At 68.2% G+C, this 21,832-nt stretch carries 24 protein-coding genes; 9 read left to right on the plus strand and 15 right to left on the minus strand.

Annotated elements, in window-relative coordinates; all coding sequences use genetic code 11:
- The first annotated feature begins 155 nt into the window (after nucleotides 1-155).
- Nucleotides 156-1,028, plus strand: a complete 873-nt coding sequence (locus AB0I19_RS24215; protein WP_357151396.1) for a class I SAM-dependent methyltransferase — start codon at nucleotides 156-158, stop codon at nucleotides 1,026-1,028.
- On the opposite strand, the gene AB0I19_RS24220 is transcribed toward AB0I19_RS24215, so the two are convergent.
- The 4 genes from AB0I19_RS24220 to AB0I19_RS24235 form a co-directional block, all read right to left on the minus strand.
- Nucleotides 1,025-1,579, minus strand: a complete 555-nt coding sequence (locus tag AB0I19_RS24220; protein WP_225282525.1) for a hypothetical protein — start codon at nucleotides 1,577-1,579, stop codon at nucleotides 1,025-1,027. The two genes, AB0I19_RS24215 and AB0I19_RS24220, sit on opposite strands and share 4 nt — an antisense overlap.
- A 179-nt stretch (nucleotides 1,580-1,758) precedes the next feature.
- Nucleotides 1,759-1,929, minus strand: coding sequence for a hypothetical protein (locus tag AB0I19_RS24225; protein WP_357151398.1), 171 nt, complete (start codon nucleotides 1,927-1,929; stop codon nucleotides 1,759-1,761).
- Between the two features lie 8 nt (nucleotides 1,930-1,937).
- A complete protein-coding gene (locus AB0I19_RS24230; protein ID WP_357151400.1) occupies nucleotides 1,938-2,822 on the minus strand; it encodes an SPFH domain-containing protein in 885 nt (294 codons plus the stop codon).
- A 65-nt stretch (nucleotides 2,823-2,887) separates the two neighbouring features.
- Nucleotides 2,888-4,222, minus strand: coding sequence for an FAD-binding oxidoreductase (locus AB0I19_RS24235; RefSeq protein WP_357151402.1), 1,335 nt, complete (start codon nucleotides 4,220-4,222; stop codon nucleotides 2,888-2,890).
- Between the two features lie 70 nt (nucleotides 4,223-4,292).
- Here AB0I19_RS24235 and AB0I19_RS24240 point away from each other — a divergent pair, with 70 nt between their 5' ends.
- Nucleotides 4,293-5,192 (plus strand): LysR family transcriptional regulator, encoded by a 900-nt coding sequence (locus tag AB0I19_RS24240; RefSeq protein ID WP_357151404.1) that lies wholly within the window; start codon nucleotides 4,293-4,295, stop codon nucleotides 5,190-5,192.
- Nucleotides 5,193-5,279: 87 nt separating this feature from the next.
- Nucleotides 5,280-6,824, plus strand: coding sequence for an acyl-CoA carboxylase subunit beta (locus AB0I19_RS24245; RefSeq protein WP_357151406.1), 1,545 nt, complete (start codon nucleotides 5,280-5,282; stop codon nucleotides 6,822-6,824).
- On the opposite strand, the gene AB0I19_RS24250 is transcribed toward AB0I19_RS24245, so the two are convergent.
- Nucleotides 6,811-7,728 carry a LysR substrate-binding domain-containing protein gene (locus AB0I19_RS24250; RefSeq protein WP_357151408.1) on the minus strand — a complete coding sequence of 306 codons (918 nt, stop codon included), beginning with the start codon at nucleotides 7,726-7,728 and terminating at the stop codon, nucleotides 6,811-6,813. The genes AB0I19_RS24245 and AB0I19_RS24250 overlap by 14 nt on opposite strands.
- Nucleotides 7,729-7,816: 88 nt before the next feature.
- On the opposite strand from AB0I19_RS24250, the gene AB0I19_RS24255 reads away from it, so the two are divergent.
- Together AB0I19_RS24255 and AB0I19_RS24260 are read left to right on the plus strand one after the other, a co-directional pair.
- Nucleotides 7,817-8,659: an oxidoreductase gene (locus tag AB0I19_RS24255; protein ID WP_357151410.1), complete on the plus strand. Its 843-nt coding sequence runs from the start codon at nucleotides 7,817-7,819 to the stop codon at nucleotides 8,657-8,659.
- Nucleotides 8,660-8,665: 6 nt separating this feature from the next.
- Nucleotides 8,666-9,295 (plus strand): DUF1579 family protein, encoded by a 630-nt coding sequence (locus AB0I19_RS24260; protein ID WP_357151412.1) that lies wholly within the window; start codon nucleotides 8,666-8,668, stop codon nucleotides 9,293-9,295.
- A gap of 23 nt (nucleotides 9,296-9,318) precedes the next feature.
- Here AB0I19_RS24260 and AB0I19_RS24265 read toward each other — a convergent pair whose 3' ends face one another.
- Nucleotides 9,319-9,774, minus strand: a complete 456-nt coding sequence (locus AB0I19_RS24265; RefSeq protein WP_067644643.1) for an ABA4-like family protein — start codon at nucleotides 9,772-9,774, stop codon at nucleotides 9,319-9,321.
- Nucleotides 9,771-10,718, minus strand: a complete 948-nt coding sequence (locus AB0I19_RS24270) for a hypothetical protein (protein WP_357151414.1) — start codon at nucleotides 10,716-10,718, stop codon at nucleotides 9,771-9,773. The genes AB0I19_RS24265 and AB0I19_RS24270 overlap by 4 nt, the downstream gene beginning before the upstream one ends.
- Before the next feature lie 103 nt (nucleotides 10,719-10,821).
- On the opposite strand from AB0I19_RS24270, the gene AB0I19_RS24275 reads away from it, so the two are divergent.
- Nucleotides 10,822-11,469 carry a MerR family transcriptional regulator gene (locus AB0I19_RS24275; protein ID WP_357151416.1) on the plus strand — a complete coding sequence of 216 codons (648 nt, stop codon included), beginning with the start codon at nucleotides 10,822-10,824 and terminating at the stop codon, nucleotides 11,467-11,469.
- A 119-nt stretch (nucleotides 11,470-11,588) separates the two neighbouring features.
- Here the strand turns inward: AB0I19_RS24275 and AB0I19_RS24280 are convergent, their stop codons facing one another.
- The 4 genes from AB0I19_RS24280 to AB0I19_RS24295 all read right to left on the minus strand — a co-directional run bounded on the left by AB0I19_RS24280 (nucleotide 11,589) and on the right by AB0I19_RS24295 (nucleotide 15,416).
- Nucleotides 11,589-12,341 carry an amino acid ABC transporter ATP-binding protein gene (locus AB0I19_RS24280; protein ID WP_133734253.1) on the minus strand — a complete coding sequence of 251 codons (753 nt, stop codon included), beginning with the start codon at nucleotides 12,339-12,341 and terminating at the stop codon, nucleotides 11,589-11,591.
- A 23-nt stretch (nucleotides 12,342-12,364) separates the two neighbouring features.
- Nucleotides 12,365-13,303 carry an amino acid ABC transporter permease gene (locus AB0I19_RS24285; RefSeq protein ID WP_357151418.1) on the minus strand — a complete coding sequence of 313 codons (939 nt, stop codon included), beginning with the start codon at nucleotides 13,301-13,303 and terminating at the stop codon, nucleotides 12,365-12,367.
- A gap of 1 nt (nucleotide 13,304) precedes the next feature.
- A complete protein-coding gene (locus AB0I19_RS24290) occupies nucleotides 13,305-14,144 on the minus strand; it encodes an ABC transporter substrate-binding protein (RefSeq protein ID WP_243750133.1) in 840 nt (279 codons plus the stop codon).
- A 192-nt stretch (nucleotides 14,145-14,336) separates the two neighbouring features.
- Entirely contained in the window at nucleotides 14,337-15,416 is a 1,080-nt protein-coding gene (locus AB0I19_RS24295; protein WP_357151420.1) for an isocitrate/isopropylmalate dehydrogenase family protein, read from the minus strand.
- Nucleotides 15,417-15,500: 84 nt separating this feature from the next.
- On the opposite strand from AB0I19_RS24295, the gene AB0I19_RS24300 reads away from it, so the two are divergent.
- Nucleotides 15,501-16,001, plus strand: coding sequence for a 2'-5' RNA ligase family protein (locus AB0I19_RS24300; protein ID WP_357151422.1), 501 nt, complete (start codon nucleotides 15,501-15,503; stop codon nucleotides 15,999-16,001).
- Nucleotides 16,002-16,050: 49 nt separating this feature from the next.
- Nucleotides 16,051-16,425: a thioredoxin gene (gene trxA, locus AB0I19_RS24305; RefSeq protein ID WP_067644661.1), complete on the plus strand. Its 375-nt coding sequence runs from the start codon at nucleotides 16,051-16,053 to the stop codon at nucleotides 16,423-16,425.
- Nucleotides 16,426-16,498: 73 nt separating this feature from the next.
- Here trxA and AB0I19_RS24310 read toward each other — a convergent pair whose 3' ends face one another.
- Nucleotides 16,499-16,921, minus strand: a complete 423-nt coding sequence (locus AB0I19_RS24310) for a 2-keto-3-deoxygluconate kinase (RefSeq protein WP_357151424.1) — start codon at nucleotides 16,919-16,921, stop codon at nucleotides 16,499-16,501.
- A gap of 347 nt (nucleotides 16,922-17,268) precedes the next feature.
- On the opposite strand from AB0I19_RS24310, the gene AB0I19_RS24315 reads away from it, so the two are divergent.
- Complete coding sequence (locus AB0I19_RS24315; RefSeq protein WP_357151426.1) at nucleotides 17,269-17,580, plus strand: DUF6191 domain-containing protein; 312 nt, start codon at nucleotides 17,269-17,271, stop codon at nucleotides 17,578-17,580.
- A gap of 34 nt (nucleotides 17,581-17,614) precedes the next feature.
- Here the strand turns inward: AB0I19_RS24315 and AB0I19_RS24320 are convergent, their stop codons facing one another.
- From AB0I19_RS24320 to polA, 3 genes are all read right to left on the minus strand, one after another.
- Nucleotides 17,615-18,388, minus strand: a complete 774-nt coding sequence (locus AB0I19_RS24320; RefSeq protein WP_357151428.1) for an acyl-ACP thioesterase domain-containing protein — start codon at nucleotides 18,386-18,388, stop codon at nucleotides 17,615-17,617.
- Between the two features lie 177 nt (nucleotides 18,389-18,565).
- Nucleotides 18,566-18,991 carry an SRPBCC domain-containing protein gene (locus AB0I19_RS24325; RefSeq protein ID WP_357151430.1) on the minus strand — a complete coding sequence of 142 codons (426 nt, stop codon included), beginning with the start codon at nucleotides 18,989-18,991 and terminating at the stop codon, nucleotides 18,566-18,568.
- Nucleotides 18,992-19,082: 91 nt separating this feature from the next.
- Nucleotides 19,083-21,815, minus strand: a complete 2,733-nt coding sequence (polA, locus tag AB0I19_RS24330) for a DNA polymerase I (protein ID WP_357151432.1) — start codon at nucleotides 21,813-21,815, stop codon at nucleotides 19,083-19,085.
- Nucleotides 21,816-21,832: the final 17 nt, after the last annotated feature.

Consider the following 21,832-nt stretch of genomic DNA (forward strand, 5'->3'; position numbering starts at 1 on the left):
ACGGGCGACTCCGTCATCGGATACTGTACGCATCAACCCCGGCGCACAGCGTTCCTCGTGAGAGGTTCCTCGAAAGACACTCGCGTGCCTCAGCCTACGCGAGGGTGTTCCAGCCGGGCAAACCACCCCCCGATCCCGCCGATACCCTTGGCGCCGTGTCCGATGACGAACGCCATGCGCAGGCAAACGCGCTGCTGGGAACCGCGGCGACCACCCGAACCAGGATCGGCTCGGCCGACAGCGAACGCGCCAGCAGGCGCTGGTGGGACGCCGACGCCGACCAGTACCACCAGACCCATGCCGATTTCCTCGGTGTCGACTCCCCCGGCGGCGAGTTCGTGTGGTGCCCGGAGGGGCTGCACGAGGGCGACATGCGCTTTCTGGGCGACGTGACGGGCAAGCGGGTGCTCGAGATCGGGTGCGGTTCGGCGCCGTGTTCGCGCTGGCTGGCGGGGCAGGGCGCACATCCGGTCGGGCTGGACGTGTCGATGGGGATGCTCGCGCGCGGTGTGGCCGCGATGGAGCAGGGCGGACCGCGGGTGCCGCTGGTCCAGGCGGGCGCGGAGGCGTTGCCGTTCGCGGACGAATCCTTCGATCTGGCCTGTTCGGCGTTCGGCGGGGTGCCGTTCGTCGCCGATTCGGCGCGGGTGATGCGCGAAGTGGCGCGGGTGCTCAGGCCGGGCGGGCGGTGGGTGTTCTCGGTCAATCACCCGATGCGCTGGATCTTTCCCGACGATCCGGGTGAGGCCGGCCTGGTGGCCCGTATTCCGTATTTCGACCGCACGCCCTATGTAGAGGTCGACGGCGACGGTGTTCCGACCTACGTCGAGCACCATCGCACGATCGGTGACCGGGTGCGCGAGATCGTCGGCGCGGGCCTGACCCTGCTCGACATCGTTGAACCGGACTGGCCGGAGTGGCTCGACCGCGAATGGGGGCAGTGGTCGCCGTTGCGTGGGGAGATCTTCCCCGGCACCGCCATCTTCGTCACCGAGAAGCCCGCCGACACCGGGCTGCCTGGCGCCTAGAAGTCGGGCAGCGCCGCGAACGACGGGGCGACCTGGACGTTCGGCACCGTTTCGGCGACCCAGCGGCGCGCTCTGGTGAGCGCGTGATGCGGGAATTCGGCGTCGAAGCGGACGTCGTCGGACAGCAGGTACGGCAGTTTCCCGCGCAGGCCCGGCGCGTAGGGGTGGGGCGGGCACATCTCGTCGCGGCGGAACCGGCGGCCGATCGTCCGTTCCCGCTCCCCCGGCGGCCCCGTCTCCGGGCAGATGATCTGGAACACCGCCGAGCAGCGGTCCTTGGGCACCACGATGGACGCCGCGAACACGAGCTCACCGTGCGGACCCGGCATCCGTGTCTTCTCGACGCGCAGCAACGCGGGCAACTGGTCGACCCACACCACGAATGCCTCGATCAGGCAGCCGGTGCGCGCGTGGTGTTCGGCCAGCCGCCTGCGCAGCCGCTTCGGATCGTCGAGCCGCGCGGGCAGATCGGGTGCGCCGTTGACGTAGTTCAGCGCGACGACATCACGAGTGGCCGGATTCCCCCAGGTCGTGTCGTCCAACTGTTGCATTCCAGGAATGTCGAACGAGATGGGCACCGGATCAATTTACCGGCGCGGTCGAGTTCGGTTGTCGCCGTGCACGGCTCGGCGCGTCGTTCCAGACGAAACCTGGTGTTCGCCCAGGTCGGCCGGTCGGGCGCCGTGACAGATCACCACGTCGAGCGTCCGAGGGGCCCGATCCGAGCGACTCAGTCGCGCTTGGGCTTTCGGCCGACCTGCTCGAGGGCGACGCGCAGGGCGTATTCGATCTGGGAGTTGATGCTGCGCAGGTCGTCGGCCGCCCACTTGGCGATGGCCTCGTGGACGGCCGGGTCGAGCCGCAGCAGAACCTTTTTGGGTTCTCTCTTCGGCGCGGGCACAGTCGACCTCAGTAGAGGGATCCGGCGTTGACGACCGGTTGCGTCGCGCGGTCGCCGCAGAGGACGACGAGCAGGTTGGAGACCATATTGGCCTTGCGTTCCTCGTCGAGTTCGACGGTGCCCTGTTCGGCGAGGCGGTCGAGCGCAAGGGCGACCATGCCGACGGCGCCCTCGACGATCTGGGTGCGGGCGGCGACCACCTGCGCGGCCTGCTGACGGACCAGCATCGCCTGCGCGATCTCGGGCGCGTAGGCCAGGTGGGTGATGCGGGCCTCGACCACCTCGATACCGGCGGTGAGGGTGCGTTCGCGCAGTTCGACGGTGAGTTCCTCGGCCACCTCGGCGCCGTCGCGCAGGCTGGTGCGGGCGTCGTCGTGGGCGTCGTAGGGGTGCGTGGTCGCCAGGTGACGGACCGCGGCCTCGGACTGGGTCTCGACGTACTCCTCGTAGTCGTCGACCGCGAAGGCGGCCTTGAAGCTGTCGACCACCTTGTAGACCACCACGGCCGCGATCTCGACGGGATTGCCGTCGGCGTCGTTGACCTTCAGTTTCTGGGTCTCGAAGTTGCGCACCCGCAGCGAGATGGACTTGCGGTCGCTGAGCGGGACCACCGAGAAGAAGCCGGGTTCGCTGACCGAGCCGATGTAGCGGCCGAAGAAGGTGACGACCTTGGCCTCGTTGGGGTCGACCACGATCAGCCCGGTGGCCAGCGCGGCGACGATCACCACGCCGAGCACGCCGACCACCGCGCCCGCCCAGGCGAGTGCGCCGCCGTCGTGCTTGGACACCGAGATCAGCGACAGCACCGCGAGGGCGCCGAACAGCAGGGTGGACACCAACCACCCGAGTAGGACGGCAAATCCGTTGAAGCGAAAGGCGGGCCGCAGTTCCATGACATCCTCCGATATCTGAGTGATATCATTACAATAGCAGATACAGACTGCGGCGACAACGGCGGTTACGCGCCGGGGATGGTGCGATTGGCGCAGAACATGCCGTGCGGGTCGTACTTCGTCTTCAAGGCCCGCAGCCTGTCGAAATCGGCACGGGGATAGCCCACCGCCGTCTGCTCGGGGCCTGCCGCGGCGCCCGCGCCGTAGAGGAAGTTGAGGCTGTGGCCGAGCGTCCACGGCGCCAGCGCTTTTCGCACCGTCTCCAGCGCTTCGGGAGCGGCGTCGCCGACACCCGCTTCGGTGATGACGCGCACGATGTACTCGGCGTCGCGATGACCGACCGACGCGGTGCCCCGGCGCAGCGCCCCACCGAGATGACGGATGTCGACCACGGCGTCGACCGGTCCGCCGGGCGCGGTCTGCGCCCGCAGCGCGGCCAGCGCCTCGGGGGTGAGGTCGGCGAGCAGTGCGTTGGTCGCGGCGTAGGCGTGCGGGAAGTCGGGATCGCTGTGCACCGTGTGGGATTCGGTGTAGGGCATGGTGCGCAGGTCGTCGCGCAGGCGGTCACCGATCGCGCGCAACGGTGCGATCAGGCGCTCGGCCGCCTCGGCGGGCAACGTGGTCGCCACCCGGATGGAGGCGACATGCCTGCCGCGCAACGGCTGCGGGACCGGCGGGATATCGGGAAAGGTCAGTACGGCGACAGTAGAGGTGATCTCCTCGGGCACGGTCGCACTCCACTGCCGCCAGGTGTCGAGCACCGTGTCGACGAGCGGGGTATCGAACATCAGCTGGCCGCCATAGATTTCGGTGACGGGCACGAGGTCGAGTTCGATGGCGGTCACCACGCCGAAGTTGCCGCCGGTACCGAGGACTGCCGCGAACAGTTCGTCGGCGGGGCCGATGGTGCGGACGCGACCGTCCGCCGTGACGAGTTCGATCGAGCGCACATGATCTGCGGCGTAACCGAATTCGCGGCCGAGCAGGCCGAGACCGCCGCCGAGAACATAGCCGACCACACCCACCGACGGTGACGAACCGTTCAGCGGGGCCAACCCGTGCGCGGCGGCGGCCTCGACCAGTGCGCCTGCCCGGACACCGGCGCCGACCCTGGCGGTTCGTTTGTCCGGGTCGACGGTGATCGCGTTCATCCGGCCGGTGGTGACGAGCACCCCGCCGTCGACGGCGACCGACAGGCCGTGCCCGGTGGCCTGCACAGCGAGGGGAACCCGGTGCCGCGCCGCGTATTCCACGGCGGCGCGCACATCCTCGGCGTGGACGGCACCGGCGACGAGTGCGGGCCGGTGGGTGTAGGCGGTCTGGAATCCGGCGATCTCCTGCTGGTACCCGGCGTCGTCCGGGGTGAAGACGGGGCCGGTGAAAGTGGCGGTTTCAGTCATGACTCCACTGTGCTCACCCTGGTGGAATAAGCCCAACAGATAGTTTTTCTCGCTCCTATAATCAGTGCTTATGGAACTGCGGCAGCTGCGGTACTTCGTGACCGTCGTCGACGAGGGCGGCTTCACCCGGGCGGCCCAGCGCCTGCACCTGAGTCAGCCGGGTCTGAGCGCACAGCTCAAACAGCTCGAACGCGAACTCGGCCAGCGGCTCCTGGACCGCGGCGCCCGGACCGTCACCCCGACCGAGGTCGGCCGGGCGGTTCTCGACCACGCCCGCGCCGCTCTCGCCGCCGTCGATCGCATCGACCAGACCGTCCAGGAGTTCAGCGGATTGCTGCGCGGCCGGGTGCGGTTGGGTGCCGTCTCCGGCGCTGCGGCCGACGAGTTCGACATCGCGGGCGTGCTGGCCGGCTTCCACGACGACCACCCCGGCGTCGCGATCAGCCTGACCGAGGACACCTCCGAACGCATGCTCGCCGCACTCGACCGCGACGACCTCGACCTCGCCCTGGTCGGCCTCACCGGCGCCGAGCTCGGACCCGGCATCGCCACCGACGTGGTGCTCGAGACGCCGCTCGTCGCCGCGGTCGCCGCCGGGTCCGACGAACCCGCCGACACTATCACTTTGCGGGCGCTCACCCAACGTCGCCTCATCTGCCTGCCCCGGGGCACCGGCCTGCGCGGAATCTTCGAACGTTCCTGCGCAGCAGCGGGTTTCGTTCCGGAGATCGCGTTCGAGGCAGCCGCTCCCCCGCTGCTGCTCGAGCTCGCCGCACGCGGCCTCGGCACGGCGGTGGTGCCCGCGCTCGGGGCCGAGGAAGCGGCGGGATTCGGGGTTCGGGTGCTCCCGATCGTCGAGCCGGCGATCCGCGGCAGGCTGGCGCTGGCCTGGCGAGCCGATCGTCCGCTCACCCCGGCGGCCAAGGTGCTGCTCGGTCAGCTGCGCATCGCGCTGCGCACCGGCACCTGATGCCGCCCGCGCCGCCGTCGTCACGGCGGCGTTAGGCTCGCAGCACACTGATGAAGGAGAGCTCGACCACGACAGGAAGGGCGCGATATGGGGCAGTCGACAACCGCGGGGAAGTTGCGGGAGCTGCGGCAGAATCTGGTGGCGGCGCGGGAACCTGCGGGGGAAGCCGGCGTCGCCAAGCGGGCGGCCAAGGGGATACCGAGTCCGCGTGAACGGATAGACATGCTGTTGGACAAGGGCAGCTTCGTCGAAATCGGCGCCCTCGTGCGGCAGCCGGGCGACGGCCTCTACGGCGACGGCGTGGTCACCGGGCACGGAACCGTCGACGGGCGCCCCGTGGTGGTGATCGCCCACGACCAGACCGTGTACGGCGGGTCCGTCGGTGAGATGTTCGGGCGCAAGGTGGCCATGGCCATGGACCGCGCGGCCGACGTGCAGTGCCCGTTCATCGCGATCAACGACTCCGGCGGCGCCCGCGTGCAGGACGCGGTGACCTCGCTGGCCTGGTACGCGACCATGAGCCGCCGCCAGCTGCGCCTGTCGGGCCTGGTGCCGCAGGTGTCGATCATGCTCGGCAAATGTGCTGCGGGAGCGGTGTATTCGCCGATCAATACCGATGTGCTGATCGCCACCGAGTCGGCGTACATGTTCGTCACGGGGCCCGAGATCATCCGGGAGACGACCGGTGAAGTGGTCACCCTCGAGGAACTCGGCGGCGCGTTCAACCAGGCGCAGAACGGCAACATCCACCACGTCGCCGCCGACGAGCGGGCCGCCTTCGACTGGGCGCGAGCGTATTTGAGCTACATGCCGTCGAGCTGTTTCGACGAGGCGCCGGTGGTGAATCCCGGCCTCGAACCCGAGGTCACCGAGTCCGATCGCGAACTCGACTCGCTGATCCCGGATTCCGATCGCGCCGGTTACGACATGTACGACGTGCTGTTACGTATCTTCGACGACGGCGACTTCCACGAGATCGGTGGCAACGCCGCCCGCAATCTCATCACCGGTTTCGCGCGCGTCGACGGGCGAAGCGTCGGCGTGATCGCCAACCAGCCGCTCGTGTCCAGCGGCGCGATCGATGCCCGCTGCTCGGACAAGGCGGCCCACTTCATCCGCCTCTGCGACGCGTTCGGGTTGCCGCTGGTGTTCGTCGTCGACACACCCGGTGTGCTGCCGGGGGTCGAGGAGGAGAAGATCGGCGTCATCAAGCGCGGCGGCCGCTTCTTCTACGCGGTGGTCGAGGCGACCGTGCCGATCGTCACCGTCGTCGTACGTAAGGCCTACGGCGGTGGTTACGCGGTGATGGGCTGCAAGCAGCTCGGCGGCGATGTGAATCTGGCCTGGCCGACCGCCCGCATCGCGGTGATGGGCGCGGAGGCGGCGGTCGGGTTGACGCAGCGGCGGCAGCTGGCCGCGGTCCCCGACGAACAGCGCGGCCAGGTCCGTCAGCAGATGATCGACTTCTACAACACCACCGTGGCCACCCCGTGGATCGCCGCCGAACGCGGCTACATCGACGCGGTGATCGAACCGTCGCGGACCCGCCTGGAGATCCGCAAGGCCCTGCGCCTGCTCGCCGACAAACGCGAGATCCGAGGGCCACGCAAACACCTGCTCATGCCGTTGTGACACCGTGCTCGGTCCGGCGCCCACGCCGGGCCAGCCCGCACGCCGCCACATAGCCGCGGACCAGGGGGCGGGTGTCGTCGCGGCGCCAGGCCAGGGCCAGTTCGCACGGGCTGATCCCGGTGACCGGTCGGCACACCACGCCGTCGCGGGTCACCATCGGTGCGTTTCCGGTGGCCAGCAGCACGACACCGTCGCCGTTGACCAGGGCCTCGTAGGTTTCCTCGGTGCTCGAGACCTCGGCGCCGATGACGGGTTCGCGGCCGTCACGGGCGTCGAGGGCGAGCCAGTAGTCGCGCAGGATTCCGGCCGAATGCGGAAGCGCCAGAAAGGGTTCCGCGAGGAGATCCGCGAAGGCGATCTGCTCGCGGGCGGCGAGCCGGTGTGTGCTCGGTAAGGCGACCAGCCGCGGTTCCGTCGCGACCACGTGCCAGTCATAGCGGGCGCGGTCGAGCGGCAACCAGACGAAGGCGACATCACTGGACCCGTCGGCCAACCCCGCGGACGGATCTTCCCAACTGAACTGGCGCAGTACCGGTTTCGCGTGCGGAAACGCGGTGCCGAACCGGGAGCGGATGGCGGGCAGGATGCCACGACCCGGGCTCGTACTGATCCCGATCGTCAGGACCGCCGCCTGCGTGGCCTTCACGGCCGCCACCGCGGCTTCGCCGAGCTCCCACGCCGCGAGCACCTGACGGGCGTGCGGCAGCAGCGCCGCACCCGCCGCCGTCAAGGTGACCGCCCGCGATCCACGCACGAACAATGCCGTGCCGATCTGCTTTTCGAGCTTGCGGATCTGTTTGCTCAGCGCCGGCTGAGACACATACAGCCGTTCGGCGGCGCCGGTGAAGGTGAGCTGCTCGGCGACCGCGACGAAGTAACGCAGATCGCGCCCGTGCACATCCATAACCATTGGTTATCACAACGGGTCTTGGACGGCATCCGCGGACACGAGCAGGATCGGAGGCGAAACATCAACGGGTAGAGGAGTTCTGATGAGTGTTCCGCAGATCTGGTTGGTCACCGGGGCGAGCAGTGGTTTCGGCCGGGCCATCGCGCAGGCGGCGATCGAGGCGGGCGACATCGTCGTCGCCGTCGCCCGGCGCACCGCCGCCCTCGACGACCTGGTCGCCGCGCATCCCGACCAGCTCGAGACCGTCGCCCTCGATGTCACCGATATCGACCGTATCGACGCGGTGATCGCCGATGTCGTGGCCCGCCACGGCCGCATCGATGTGCTGGTCAACAACGCGGGCCGCACCCATGTGGGCGCGGTGGAAGAGACCACCGATGCCGAACTGCGCGACCTGTTCGACCTGCACCTGTTCGGTCCCGCGGCATTGACAAGGGCGGTGCTGCCACACATGCGCGCGCAGCGCGGCGGTGCGATCGTGCAGATGAGCAGTATCGGCGGGCAACTGTCCTTCGCCGGGTTCTCCGCCTACAGCGCGACGAAATTCGCCCTCGAGGGCCTGTCGGAAGCACTGGCCGAGGAAGTGGCGCCGTTCGGGATCAAGGTGCTGATCGTGGAGCCCGGCGCCTTCCGCACGGGCCTGTTCGGACCGGGCGCGGCCGCCTTCAGCGCCGAGTCCGAGGTGTACGCCGACACCGCGGGCGCCACCCGCCGCATGGTTGAGGGCGGCGACGGCACCCAGCCGGGCGACCCGGCCAAGGCCGCCGCCGCCATCCGCACCGCCCTCGCCGCCGAGCACACCCCGCTGCGGCTGCCGTTGGGGTCCGACTCGGTCGACGCGGTGCTCGGCCACCTCGACGCCGTCCGTGACGACGTGCTGGCCTGGGAGAAGGTCTCGCGCGACACCACCATCGACGAGAACTGAAAGACGATGCGCACCAGACTGTTCCGCACTCTCGCTCCGCTGGTCCTGGTCACCGCCGGTCTGCTCGGATCGGCCTGCGGTGACAACACCGCAGCCGCCCCGGTTTCGCCGACGACCTCCCAGCAGGCGCCCCAGGACGCGGGGCACGCTCGGCTGAACCAACTGGTCGGCGAGTGGACGGCCGAGAAGTCCACGTTCGTCGCGGGCGGCACGCCGGAGAACCCGATCGTCACGCGCGACGCGGTATCGCGGTGGAGCTGGGTCGCCGAGACCGGCGGCAACTTCCTGCGCGAGGAGGTCACCGGGACCTTCGGCGACCGCCCCTACTACCGACTCGGCCTGCTCGGCTACTCCCCTGTCGACGATCGCTACGAATGGTCGACCTTCGACAGCGTCACCCCGCTGACCATGGCCTACCGTGGCGCCAAGGGCAGCGCGAACGCACCGGAGCTGTCGATGACCGGCGAGTTCACCGACCCCGGTATCACCGGACCGGCCAATGTCGGCAAGTCCGTCCCGATGCGCACGGTGATCAGGCTGGAGTCGCCGGATCGGACGGTCATGGAGCTCTACTTCACCCCGCCGGGCGAACCGGAGCGGCTGGCCGACCGCGTCGTACTGACCAGGCTCGGCTGACCTCCTCGACCGGCCGACGACGTTCACACGATGGCCGGATCCGCTTGCGGCGCGGGCGGGTTCGGCGCCCGGCTGACCACTGTCCGCAGCACGAGATAGATCGGGAACGCGATGGGCGACAACAGAATGGTGCCGACCAGCAGGGGTCCCATGAGCAGCGGGTGGATGGCGCGGTCGCGGCTGTCGAGGTAGATCCAGCGGCCGAGGAACAGGTCCCAGGCGAGGATCTGGGCCCACAGCGCGGTCAGGACCGCGGGGTCGGCGGCGGCGTCGGTGATGGCGGCCAGCGACGGCGAGGTCACCAGCGACCACAGGGTCCCCAGGACCGGGATCGCCACGATCGCCCAGATCACCAGGGACGGCGCGACGATCCACGGCGAGGCGATGATCGGTCGGGTGCGCCGCCACGTCGGCGCGAAGATCATCAGCGCCCAGAACGGCACCGTGACATAGAACGACAGGTCGAACAGCGTGCTCATGCGGTGACCACCTTCCGGTTCCCGATCGCGCTGGCGAACGAAACCAATACTCCGACAACAACTCCCACGGCGATCGCCGCCGCGACGACAAGGGTCGCCCGATCCGGGTGGACGAGCGGCTGCCCACGCAGCGCCTGCCAGGTCACCAGGGCCAGCACCGCGGCGTAACCACCCGAGGCGGTGAGGATCAGGCCGAGCCGCACGCGTGCGTTCCGCAGCAGCGGAATCCGTGGCGCGAGAACCACGAGCCCGGCGGCGAGCAGCGGCAGAATCTGCAACGCGTGCATGCCGACGAAGTGGGGAATGCGCAGGTCACCGTTGGTGGTGCTCCAACCGGTGATCGGCATACCCGGTGTGCCGTCGGGCGCACCGACGGTGTGCGCGCCCGCGATGCCCTCCACCCCCGATTCCTGCATGGGCATCAACTGCCCGAGCCCCAGGCCGACGAGGGTGATCGCGAGCCCGAGCCGGATCGACCAGGTGACGGCGGCATCGCCGATACGGGCGCGCGACAGACCGACCGCGACGGCCATCGTCGCGAGGAACAGCACGACGATGGTGACGGCCATCGTCACCCAGAGCACCGTGTCGAACACGGTCGTCGTGTTGAAGTGACTTCGGGTGCCGCGCACCACCTGCCCGACGATGATCACCTGCTCGATGGTTCCGGCGATCACGATCACCGTGGCCATCCACCACAGGAATCGGGAGGGCTTGGGCCGCAACGAGATCAGCCAGGCCAGCGCCATGCTGTAGAGCACGAACGACAGTGCGAATTTGGTCGGCTTGAACCAGGCGGTCGAGCCGGCGATCACCCGGTCGTCGACCAGCATCCCGACGACGGTCACCACCGCCAGGACCGCGTTGACGGCGGCGAAGTACAGCAGCGGCCGATGCAGTGGGGCGTGGCGGCGAGGCAAGGACTCTGCGATTGAGACGGACATGCGAATCTCCCACGTTTCTAGATAGCTACACTATCCGTTATAGATAGTTAGACTATCCATGAGCGGGGCGCTAAGCAAGAGGGGGCGAACGAAGGAGGCGACGGTGCGGATATCGGAGTTGAGCGAACGCAGCGGCATCGCGGTGGCGACGATCAAGTACTACCTGCGCGAAGGGCTGCTGCCGCCCGGCGAACGCACCGGCCCCAATCAGGCCAGTTATAGCGACGAGCATCTGCGCAGGTTGCGTCTGGTGCGCGCGCTGATCGAGGTCGGTGGGCTACCGGTGGCCACGGTGGGGGACGTCCTGAGGGCCGTCGACACCCCCGACCTGCCGATGTTCAGCCTGCTCGGGGTGGTGCAGGGCAGCCTCATCTCCCCCGCTCCCGCCGCCTCCGACGCCGAGTGGGAGCGTGCCTACGAGACCGTGCGCAGGGAAATGGATCGGCGGGGATGGTCGATGAAACCGGCCCAGCCGGTGATCGAGGCCCTCACCGCCGTCCTCGTGCGCGCCGCCCAGCTCGGTTACCCCGAGTGGGGCGAGACCGCGTTGCCTGCCTATTTCGACGGCGCGCGCATCGTCGCCGAAACCGATGTCGCCACGGCGCTTTCGGCAGGCGAACGCGACGCCGTCGTCGACGCGGTCGTCGTCCTGACCGTCCTGGGCGACACCGCGCTCGCCGCCATCCGCCGCATCGCCCAGGCCCAGGTGTCCCTGGAAAAGCTGACGTCGGACTCCTCACCCAGCGCCTGATCTCGCACGAACATGGGTAACTCGCCGGGGACGGGCAAACGTCCCCGGCGAGTTACCGCCGGCCGCCCGGCGCACAGGACTCACCACCTGAGTCCGGCCGAAATACGCGGAGAGGCGGGTCAGAGCAGGCGGGAGAGGAAGGACTTCGTCCGTTCGTGCTGTGGGTTGGACAGCAACTCGCGCGGCGGTCCCGACTCCACCACCACACCGCCGTCCATGAACACCAGCTCGTCGGCGACTTCGCGGGCGAAGCCCATCTCGTGGGTCACCACCAGCATCGTCATGCCCGAATCGGCCAGCTCACGCATGACCGTGAGCACCTCACCGACCAGTTCGGGGTCGAGTGCCGAGGTCGGCTCGTCGAACAGCATCAGTTTGGGGTCCATGGCGAGCGCCCGCGCGATCGCCACCCGCTGCTGCTGACCGCCCGAGAGCTGCGCCGGGTAGGCATTGCGCTTGGCTGACAGACCGACCCGCTCGAGCAGTTCCTCGGCCCGGGCGATGGCCTCGGACTTGCGGATACCACGCACCTGGGTGGGCGCCTCGATGACGTTCTCGAGTGCCGTGCGATGCGGGAACAGGTTGAAGTGCTGGAACACCATGCCGATGTCGCGGCGCTGCACCGCGGCGTCGCGCGGATGCATCTCGTAGAGCTTGCCGTTCTTCTCCCGGTAGCCCACGAGTTCGCCATCGACGTAGAGCCTGCCCGCGTTCACCTGCTCGAGGTGGTTGATGCAACGCAGGAAGGTCGACTTACCCGAGCCCGACGGGCCGACGAGGGTGAGCACCTTGCCCCGGTGCACCTCGAGCGAGATGCCCTTGAGCACCTGCAGCGCACCGAAGTTCTTGCACACCCGATCGGCGAGCACCATGGGAGGTGCGGTCACTGCTTCACTCATTTCGCCTTCACCGCCGCCTGTGCCGTGGCCAGTTCCTCGAGCTGCTTGGCCGTCAGCTGCCGGGTGGCACCGCGCGAGTAATACCGTTCCAAGTAGTACTGCCCGACCATCAGCACGCTGGTGATCGCCAGGTACCAGGTGGCACAGACGAGCAACAGCGGGATCGGCTGGAAGTTCACGCCGTAGATGTCGCGGGCACGACCGAACAGGTCGGTGCTCAAGGGGATCGCGGTCACCAGTGAGGTGGTCTTGAGCATGCCGATCAGCTCGTTGCCGGTGGGCGGGATGATCACCCGCATCGCCTGGGGCAGTACCGTGCGGCGCATGGTCTGCGTCCACGACATGCCGAGCGCCACCGACGCCTCACGCTGACCCTCGCCGACGGAGTTGATGCCCGCGCGCACGATCTCGGCCATGTACGCGGCTTCGTTGAGGCCGAGGCCGATCACCGCGAACAGGAACGCGGCCTGCAGGTTCTGCACGTCGATGTGGAAGAACTGCGGACCGAACGGCACACCGAGGTCGATCTGCTTGTACAGCGACGGGACGAGACCCCAGAACACCAGCTGCACGAACACCGGGGTGCCGCGGAAGATCCACAGGTAGACCCACGCGGTGGTGCGCAGCACCGGGTTCGGCGACAGGCGCATCACCGCGAGCACGGTGCCCAGACCCACCGCGATCGCCATCGCGAGCACGGTGAGTTCCAGGGTGACGATCGCGCCCTGGGTGATGCGGCCGTCGAACAGGTACCTGCCGTAGGTGTCCCACTTGTAAGCGGGGTTGGTGGCAGCGCCGTAGACGAACAATCCCACCAGGATCAGGATGATTGCCGCCGCGATCCAGCGGCCCGGCCTGCGCAGGGGGACCGCTTTGATCGGTTCGGGTTCGGTGCCCGGTCCGGGCACCTCCACCGTGTCTTTCTTGTCGGTCACGTCAGCTCACTGCGCCGTTGACGACCGAGGTCTTGATCTGACCGTCCTGGACACCCCAGTTCGTGGTGATCTCGCCGTACTTGCCGTTGTCGATCAGGTGCTGCAGCGCCTTCTGCAGCGACACCGCCAGCGGCGAGCCCTTCTGCACGGCCCAGCCGTAGGGCGCCGAGTCGAACAGCGGGCCCGAGGACTCGATCTTGCCTTCGCTCTGCTTGATCGCGTACGCCGTCACCGGCGAATCGGCCGACATCGCGTCGACCTGACCGAGGACGAGTGCGTTGGTCGCGGCGCTCTGCTCGTCGAACGGCTTCATATCGATCGGCGGCTTGCCTTCGGCGACACACTTCGCGCTCTTGGCGGGAATCTCTTCGGTGTGCTCGACCGTAGTGGCCTGTACGGCGACGCGTTTACCGCACGCATTGTTCGGATCGATGGTTTTGCCGGTTTGCTGGGCCCACTGGATGCCCGCGTTGAAATAGGTCGTGAAATCGACCTGCTGTTCGCGTTCGCGCGAATCGGTGATCGAGGACATACCCACGTCGTAGGTGCCCGCCTGGATCGCGGGAATGATCTTCTCGAAGGCGGACTCCTGATAATCGACCGTCAGCCCGAGGGTGGCGGCGACCGCGTCGAGCAGGTCCACGTCGAAGCCGACGATCTTGCCGCTGGCGTCCTTGTACTCGTTCGGCTGGTACGGCACGTTCACGCCGACGACGATCTTGCCTGCTTGCTTCACCTTGTCGGGCAGCGTCGCGGCGATCGCGTCGACCTTCTCGGCCGAGACCTTGGTGACCTCGGTGGTATCGCCCTCGGTGTTTTCCGCGCAGCCGGTCAACACCATCGCGCCCACGGCGGCGGTACAGAGCAACCGCACGGCACCGCGGCCGAGCACAGTTCGAACAGACAAAGGAGCCTCCACATTTCACGTCGACGCCGGCCACGTGTCAGCGCCTGTTTGGCAATGTATGCGAACCGGACACAGCGTGGTGCGACAGTAACCGAAGATTAATCAGCGAATGTGAAAGGGGTGGGTTCACCTCCGGTGCACGCGGGCGGCGACCTGTTCGGTGAATTCGCTGGTCGAGGCGAGACCACCGAGATCCGCGGTGGCGATTCCGGCGGCGAGCGTGGCCGCGACCGCACCGGAGATCCGGTCCGCCGCCGCATTCAGCGCACGATTTCCGTCGCGAACTCCCAACCAGCGCAACAACATTGCCGACGACAGTTGCAATGCCACCGGATTCGCCCGATTGTGCCCGGCCAGGCCGGGTGCGGCACCGTGCACCGCCTGCGCCATCGCCTTGGTGTCGGAGCAGTTGAGCGAGGGCGCCATGCCGAGCGACCCGCTCAGCTCGCCCGCCAGGTCCGAGAGGATGTCACCGAAGAGGTTCTCGGTGACGATCACGTCGAACTCGCCGGGCGCGCGCACGAGGTGCGCGGCCATCGCGTCGACGTGCGCGTCGTCGACCCGCACGTCCGGGTATTGCCCGGCAATCTCGTAGCACACGTCACGGAAGAGGCCGGTGGTCATCGGGAGCACGTTCGCCTTGTGCACCACCGTGACCCGCTTGCGCCGTTCCCGCGCCAGCCGCAGCGCCTGATGGGCGATCCGTTCGCACGCCTGCCGGGTGATCACGGCCACCGCCATGGCCACGTCCTCGGTCGGCTTGAACTCCCCCGACCCGGCGAACATATTGCGATCGGCATAGAAGCCCTCGCTGTTCTCCCGCACGATCACCAGGTTGATATCGGCCGCCGTGGCGCGTACTCCCGGGAAGGCCACGGCGGGACGGATATTCGCGTACAGACCGAGGCGCTTGCGGATGGCTCCGCCGGGCGCCACCCGCATGTCGGCCGGGTAGGAGGCGTTGTCGTGCGGGCCGAGGATCCAGGCGTCGAGCTCGTCGAGTGCCGCGAGGGTCTGCTCGGGCAGCGGATGACCGGATTCGGCGATGGCGTCGTGGCCGATGCGCAGCGGCACCCAGTCCACCGGGTCGAGCCCGGCCGCGCCGACCGCCTCGTCGACCACCACGCGGGTGGCGGCCACCACCTCGGGTCCGATGCCGTCACCGTCGATCACTCCGAGCCGCACGCTCGCCTTCGTCGTGTTCACGCGCTCCATCCTCGCCCCTGCCGCCGCGCCACCGGCACGCGGACATACCGGAGCGACTAGTTTCTGCAGATCATGGTGCAGTCGGTGGAGCTCCTCCTGGACGACGCGGGCGAGGCCGAGGTCCGCAGGCAATGGGCCGAGCTGGCTCGTCTCGGCCTCGCCGCCCCGCGCGGGGAAACCCACCGACCACACATCACCGTCGCGGTGGCCCGCGAGATCTGGCCGAGGATCGACCGGGCACTGACGGGCCTGGAGTTCGCGCCGTTGCCTGTCCACCTGGGCGGACTGCTGATCTTCGGGGCACGCAGGCCCATTCTCGTGCGAGCGGTGATCGTCACCGAGGAACTGCTGGACCTGCACCGCCGGGTCGACGAGTTGGTCAGCCCGTGCCCCGGTATGCCCGCGAACACGCGGCCCGGCGCGTGGACACCCCACGTGACACTCGCCCGCCGCGTGACCCCGGAACAGCTCGGCGCGGCGGTGGACGCGGTGGCCGCCGACCACGAATTTCCGGCCGTTGTGGTGGGCATTCGCCGTTGGGACGGAGACGCGCGGCAAGAGCATGTGGTAGTCGGTGGAAGATAGAGGGACGCCGAGGCGTTACAGCCGAGGACACCGACAAGGAGAGGACGTCATGGCCACCCAGACGCTGACCCAGCAGAACTTCGACGAAGTCGTCACCGGAAACGACGTGGTACTCGTCGATTTCTGGGCTTCCTGGTGCGGGCCCTGCAAGAGTTTCGCACCGACCTTCGAGGCGTCGTCGGAGAAGCACACCGACGTCGTCCACGGCAAGGTCGACACCGAGGCCGAGCAGGGGCTCGCCGCCGCCGCCAACATTCGGTCGATCCCGACCATCATGGCCTTCCGCGAGGGCGTACTCGTGTTCGCCCAGCCCGGTGCGCTGCCGCCCGCCGCGCTCGAGGATCTGGTGACCCAGGTCAAGGGCCTGGACATGGACGAGGTGCGCAAGCAGATCGCCGAGCAGCAGAACTCGCCTGCCGAATAGGCCGCCTGCTCCGCTGAAACGTCAAGGGCCCGTTCACCTTTCGTGAGGTGAACGGGCCCTGCGCGTCGATCTGTCAGTTGGCGAGCAAGTTGACGCCCGCGATCATGGCGCGCACGGTCGACTCGGCGCCGCCGGCGCCCATGGCAGCGGCCCATCCACGCTTGCCGTTGAACTCGCACTGCACGAAGGTGGCGATGCCTGCCTCGGTGCGGCGCTGATGGAAGCGAAGGATCTCGAGGGGGTAGCCCTCGTCGTAGAGCGCCGAGGTCATCGCGGCGACCGGGTTACCGGCGGCGATGACGGTGCGCAGGTGGTCGCCGAGTTCCAGCGTGGCGGTGAAATCCGTTCCGGAACAAGTGAATTCGCCGAGGGTGACCGGTCCGGTGATCCGGATGTAGCGGGCGGCGAAGTCGGCGGGGTCGAGGTCACGGAGCTCGGCGCGCAGGGCCTTGGGCGCGGCGTCGAGCATGGCATGGTCCAGTGTGAGCAGTGTCATTGCAGGTGAGGTCTTCCCGAAGATGTCTTCGTTGGCAGAGGGGACCAGCAGTACAAAAGAGAAATCAGCCCGCAGCGAGGGGGCCGGTCCGAATCAGACCCCGCTACGGCGGGTTACTACGAGAAGAATCTGCCGTGTGGCTGCCGGCGCGGTCTGCGCAGCAGCGACCGCGCGGTCGCGGTGAGCGACAAGCGGCGCGGCGAAGCGGTCGGCGGGATTCGGCACGATTACGAGAATAGGTCCGTCGTCGCGAAATCGCAACCTTGTTTCCCGCTCGACGTGTCTACTCGTGAGTACCATCACTGCAGCTCAGGGACCACTCGCCGGAGGCGGAGTAGCGTGAGCGCATGGGTATGGTCTTCGCGATGACGATCCCCGGGCTGGCGATCGGGCTCATCCTGCTCACGCTCCTGGAAGTGGTTGTCAACCGACTCACCGGCAGCCGGGTGCTGCCCTGGACCCGCAAGCGCCGCGGACCGGCTGTCGCCGCGACCGGATTCGAGCATCTGGCCGCCATGTTCCAGGGGTCCAAGCATCACGAATTCGAACAGCGGCAGACCACGCTGATGCACCGGGAGAACCCGTCCGACGGTGCGCCGCCACGCGACGAAATCGATCTCAGCGGCGGATCCGCGCGGTTGGTCGCGCGCGAGCGCTGAATCCACCGTGCGGCGGTCAGAGCTCGGATCGCCGTCAGCTCTCGTCGCGGGCGGGCAGCGCGGTCACCGACGCCAATGCGCGAGCCGAGCCGTCGACGTCCATCTGCATTCGCAGGCCGGTCGGACGCACGCTCGTGCGCAGGACCACCTTGTCGCGGGCCATCACCGGGCCCACGTGTTCGATGATCGCGCGGTAGGGCAATTCGTGGGTGTCCGGGTGGGCGGCGAGGGTTTCCTCGAGCGCTTCCCAGTACACGGCGTTGTTGACGTGGCCGAGGCGGTCGACATCGGTGACGCGCAGCGGGAACGGCACCGTCTCCACGTCGGGGTCGTCGAGTTCGGTGAGGGCGGCTTTCCAGCGCAACCGGTGCTCGGTGGTGCTGGCCAGCATCGGCGCCATGAAGGTGTCGGTCATCCGGGCGGGCCGCCCGGCCACGGGGTCGATATGGATCAGGAACGCGGCCGCTTCGATGTGCCCGCCGCGCTCGCCTTTCAGCTGGATCCGCATATCGCACCAGCGGTTCGACAGCGCGTCGGCCCAGCGTCGCAACTGCACCCGGTCGCCGAACACGATCGGCTCGTACACGTCGATGACGGTGCGCCGCACGATCCAGGCCTGGTGAATGTCGCCGTCGGCGACCGCGTCCAGGTGGTCGAACCCGATGTCCTGGAGGTAGCGTGCCACCGCGTCGAGCCGCAACCGGTCCTGGTCGTCGGTGTCGCCGAGACGGACCGGCCACGACCGCGCGAAGGCCCGCGTGATGTCGAGGCAGTCGGGCAGCGGGGTGGGGATGACGTCGACGGGCATGAGCCGATGCTGTCACACATCGGGGTCGCAGTCCGGGGACGACTCGCGAGTCGCGGGTGCTCACAACTGCGCGGGCAGTCCCTGGTGCACCGGCACGACCAGCTCACGTCGTGCGGCCACGGCCGATGCGTCCACGAACCGGCGCGGCATGATCGGCGTCGGCCGCATGCCGGGCGCTCACCCTTCGGCGGCCGCCTTGATCCCGTCGACGTGGGCGGTCCACATCTGCCGGGAGTGCTCGGCGTCCGCCTCGGTGGCGTTGTTGTCCTGGCTCAGCGACAGGTGTGTCGTCGTGTCGTCGCCGCTGAGCTCGTAGGTGAGTGTGTGGTAGTTCGCGGGAATGTCGGGCTGTCCGCTCAGGGGGCTGTAATGCGTCATCCGCAGCAACCGGCCGGGCTCGGCGGTGAGGATCTCACCGCGGTCCTCGTATGCCCTGCCCTGAAACTCACCGGTCCAGGTGATCGGACTACCCGGTTGCCAATCGGTGCGCACCTCGGCACCGAACATGAACTTGCGGATCTGCGCCGGGTCGGTCAGCACCTCCCACACCCGCTGTGGAGAGGCGTCGACGTCGGTCCGCACGGTCGCGACGAATCCGGTCATGATGCTCAACTCCTTCGGTCGATCACCACCACCTTAGAACCGCTCCCGGCGCGCTGTCTTGGACAAACGCGCCAGGTCGCGGCCGGTGAACTCAGTGTGCGGCGGCGTCCCAGCTGCGCCCGGTGCCCACCGAGACGGTGAGCGGGACCGACAGCTCGATCGCGTTCGACATCTGTTCGCGCGCCAGGGCTTCCAGGGTCTCACGCTCACCCTCGGCCACCTCGAACACGAGTTCGTCGTGGATCTGCAGCAGCATGCGCGAGCGCAGCCCCGCCTCACGGATCGCGGTGTGGACGTTGATCATGGCGACCTTGATGATGTCGGCGGCCGTGCCCTGGATCGGCGCGTTGAGCGCCATCCGCTCGGCCGCCTCGCGGCGCTGGCGGTTGCTCGAGTCCAGATCGGGCAGGTAGCGGCGACGACCGAAGAGGGTCTGGGTGTAGCCGACCTTGCGGGCCGCCTCGACGACCTCCGACAGGTAGTCGCGGATGCCGCCGAAGCGGTCGAAGTAGACCTCCATCTGGTCCTTCGCCTCGGCGGTGCTGATCTTGAGCTGGGCGCTGAGGCCGTAGGAACTCAGACCGTAGGCGAGGCCGTAGGACATCGCCTTGATGCGGCGGCGCATCTCCGGCGTGACCTCCGACAGCGGGATGTCGAACGCCTTGGACGCGACGAAGGTGTGCAGGTCCTCCCCCGAATTGAACGCCTCGATCAGGCCCGCGTCGCCCGACAGGTGCGCCATGATGCGCATCTCGATCTGGCTGTAGTCGGCGGTCATCAGCTCCGAGTAGCCGGGGCCGACCACGAAGGTGTCGCGGATCATGCGGCCGGTGTCGGTGCGGATCGGGATGTTCTGCAGGTTCGGTTCGGTCGAGGACAGGCGACCGGTGGCGGCGATGGTCTGGTTGAACGTGGTGTGCACGCGGCCGTCGTCGGCGACCGACTTGAGCAGGCCGTCGACGGTCACCTTGAGCCGGGTCGCGTCGCGGTGGGCGAGCAGGTGCTCGAGGAAGGCGTGGCCGGTCTTCTCGAACAGCGATTCCAGCGCGTCGGCGTCGGTGGTGTAACCGGTCTTGGTTCGCTTGGTCTTCGGCATGTCGAGTTCGTCGAACAGCACCACCTGCAGCTGCTTGGGCGAACCGAGGTTGATCTGCTTGCCGATCACGTCGTAGGCGGCGTTGGCGGCCTCGCTGACGCGGTCGGCGAACTGCTGCTGCAGATTCTCGAGCTGGGTGACGTCGACGGCGATGCCCGCCTGCTCCAGCTCACCGAGCACGCCGAGCAGCGGCAGCTCCATCTCCTCGAGCAGGGCGGTGGATTCGATCTTGGCCAGTTCCTCGTCCAGGGCCTCGGCCAGGTCGGCGACGGCGCGGGCGCGCAGCATCTCCTCGCGGGCGATGCCCTCGGCGACGCTGTCCTCGTCGTCGAGCAGCGACAGCTGGGTCTGCTCGCTGGTCTCGGCGCGCAGTTCGCGCTTGAGGTAGCGCAGCGACAGGTCGTCGAGGTTGAAGCTGCGCTGGCCCGGACGGACCAGGTAGGCGGCCAGCGCGGTGTCGGTGGTGAGCCCGGCCAGGGTGAAACCGCGCCCGCGCAGGGCGTGGCCTGCCGACTTCGCCTCGTGCAGCGCCTTGGACACCGCCGGGTCGGCGAGCCAGGCCGCCAGCGCCGTCTCGTCCTCGGGCGTGAGCACGGTCAGGTCGATGTAGCCGCCCTCGCCGTCGGCCGCGGCGATAGCGAGCGCCCGGGCTTCACCGTGCACCGGCGTGCCCGTGCCGACGATCGAAAGCCCGTGGCGCGCACCCGCTTTCGCATGCCCTGCCAGCCAGTCCGCGACCGCGCCCTGGTCGAGTGCGCCGCCGCTGATCTCGAAACCCGACTCGGCTTCGGGCTCGGGCGAACCGAGGGTGTCGAACAGCCGGTCGCGCAGCACCCGGAATTCCAGGTCGTCGAAGAGCTGATGGATCTTCTCCCGGTCCCAGGGCGCCTTGACGAGCTGGTCGGGGGTGTAGGCCAGCGGTACCTCACGCACCATTTCGGTGAGCTGGCGGTTGAGCACCACACTCGACAGGTTCGCGCGCAGCGCGTCGCCCACCTTGCCCTTCACCTGGTCGACCCGCTCGACGAGCGTGGCGAGGTCGCCGTACTCGCGGATCCACTTGGCCGCCGTCTTCTCCCCCACCCCCGGGATGCCGGGCAGGTTGTCGCTCGGGTCGCCGCGCAGCGCCGCGTAGTCGGGGTACTGCGCCGGGGTGAGCCCGTACTTCGTCTCCACCTCGGCGGGCGTGAACCGCGTGAGATCCGAGACGCCCTTCTTCGGGTAGAGCACCGTGACATCGTCGTTGACCAGCTGGATCGCGTCCCGGTCGCCCGTGACGATCAGCACCCGGTACCCCTGCGCCTGCGCCTGGGTGGTGAGCGTGGCGATCACATCGTCGGCCTCGTACCCGTCGATCGCCATCACCGGGATGCCCATGGCCCCCAGCACGTCTTTGGTGAGTTCGACCTGGCCGCGGAACTCGTCGGGCGTGGCACTGCGATTGGCTTTGTACTCCGGGTACGCCTCGGTCCGGAACGTCTTGCGCGACACATCGAACGCCGCCGCGACATGCGTCGGCTGTTCGTCGCGCAGCAGGTTGATGAGCATCGATGTGAACCCGTACACCGCGTTCGTCGTCTGCCCGGTGACGGTCTTGAAGTTCTCCGCCGGTAGCGCGAAAAACGCACGATAGGCAATCGAATGCCCATCGAGCAGCAGCAGCGTCGGCCGCTCGCCCTCCGCGGCAGTGGTCGTAGTCGATGCCTGAGCAGTCGTCGGTGAACTCACCCGCATGAGTGTAGGGA

Origin of the sequence: Nocardia sp. NPDC050413 (assembly GCF_040655475.1) — a bacterium.
Lineage (GTDB): Bacteria > Actinomycetota > Actinomycetes > Mycobacteriales > Mycobacteriaceae > Nocardia > Nocardia coubleae.

Bases quoted from the DNA above. Each gene is read 5' to 3' on its own strand.
- AB0I19_RS24220 (WP_225282525.1), bottom strand. From the start codon at position 1,579: ATGCAACAGTTGGACGACACGACCTGGGGGAATCCGGCCACTCGTGAT.
- AB0I19_RS24230 (WP_357151400.1), bottom strand. From the start codon at position 2,822: ATGGAACTGCGGCCCGCCTTTCGCTTCAACGGATTTGCCGTCCTACTC.
- AB0I19_RS24235 (WP_357151402.1), bottom strand. From the start codon at position 4,222: ATGACTGAAACCGCCACTTTCACCGGCCCCGTCTTCACCCCGGACGAC.
- AB0I19_RS24240 (WP_357151404.1), top strand. From the start codon at position 4,293: ATGGAACTGCGGCAGCTGCGGTACTTCGTGACCGTCGTCGACGAGGGC.
- AB0I19_RS24245 (WP_357151406.1), top strand. From the start codon at position 5,280: ATGGGGCAGTCGACAACCGCGGGGAAGTTGCGGGAGCTGCGGCAGAAT.
- AB0I19_RS24250 (WP_357151408.1), bottom strand. From the start codon at position 7,728: ATGGATGTGCACGGGCGCGATCTGCGTTACTTCGTCGCGGTCGCCGAG.
- AB0I19_RS24255 (WP_357151410.1), top strand. From the start codon at position 7,817: ATGAGTGTTCCGCAGATCTGGTTGGTCACCGGGGCGAGCAGTGGTTTC.
- AB0I19_RS24260 (WP_357151412.1), top strand. From the start codon at position 8,666: ATGCGCACCAGACTGTTCCGCACTCTCGCTCCGCTGGTCCTGGTCACC.
- AB0I19_RS24265 (WP_067644643.1), bottom strand. From the start codon at position 9,774: ATGAGCACGCTGTTCGACCTGTCGTTCTATGTCACGGTGCCGTTCTGG.
- AB0I19_RS24270 (WP_357151414.1), bottom strand. From the start codon at position 10,718: ATGTCCGTCTCAATCGCAGAGTCCTTGCCTCGCCGCCACGCCCCACTG.
- AB0I19_RS24280 (WP_133734253.1), bottom strand. From the start codon at position 12,341: ATGGTGCTCGCCGATCGGGTGTGCAAGAACTTCGGTGCGCTGCAGGTG.
- AB0I19_RS24290 (WP_243750133.1), bottom strand. From the start codon at position 14,144: ATGGTGTTGACCGGCTGCGCGGAAAACACCGAGGGCGATACCACCGAG.
- trxA (WP_067644661.1), top strand. From the start codon at position 16,051: ATGGCCACCCAGACGCTGACCCAGCAGAACTTCGACGAAGTCGTCACC.
- AB0I19_RS24310 (WP_357151424.1), bottom strand. From the start codon at position 16,921: ATGACACTGCTCACACTGGACCATGCCATGCTCGACGCCGCGCCCAAG.
- AB0I19_RS24315 (WP_357151426.1), top strand. From the start codon at position 17,269: ATGGGTATGGTCTTCGCGATGACGATCCCCGGGCTGGCGATCGGGCTC.
- AB0I19_RS24320 (WP_357151428.1), bottom strand. From the start codon at position 18,388: ATGCCCGTCGACGTCATCCCCACCCCGCTGCCCGACTGCCTCGACATC.
- AB0I19_RS24325 (WP_357151430.1), bottom strand. From the start codon at position 18,991: ATGACCGGATTCGTCGCGACCGTGCGGACCGACGTCGACGCCTCTCCA.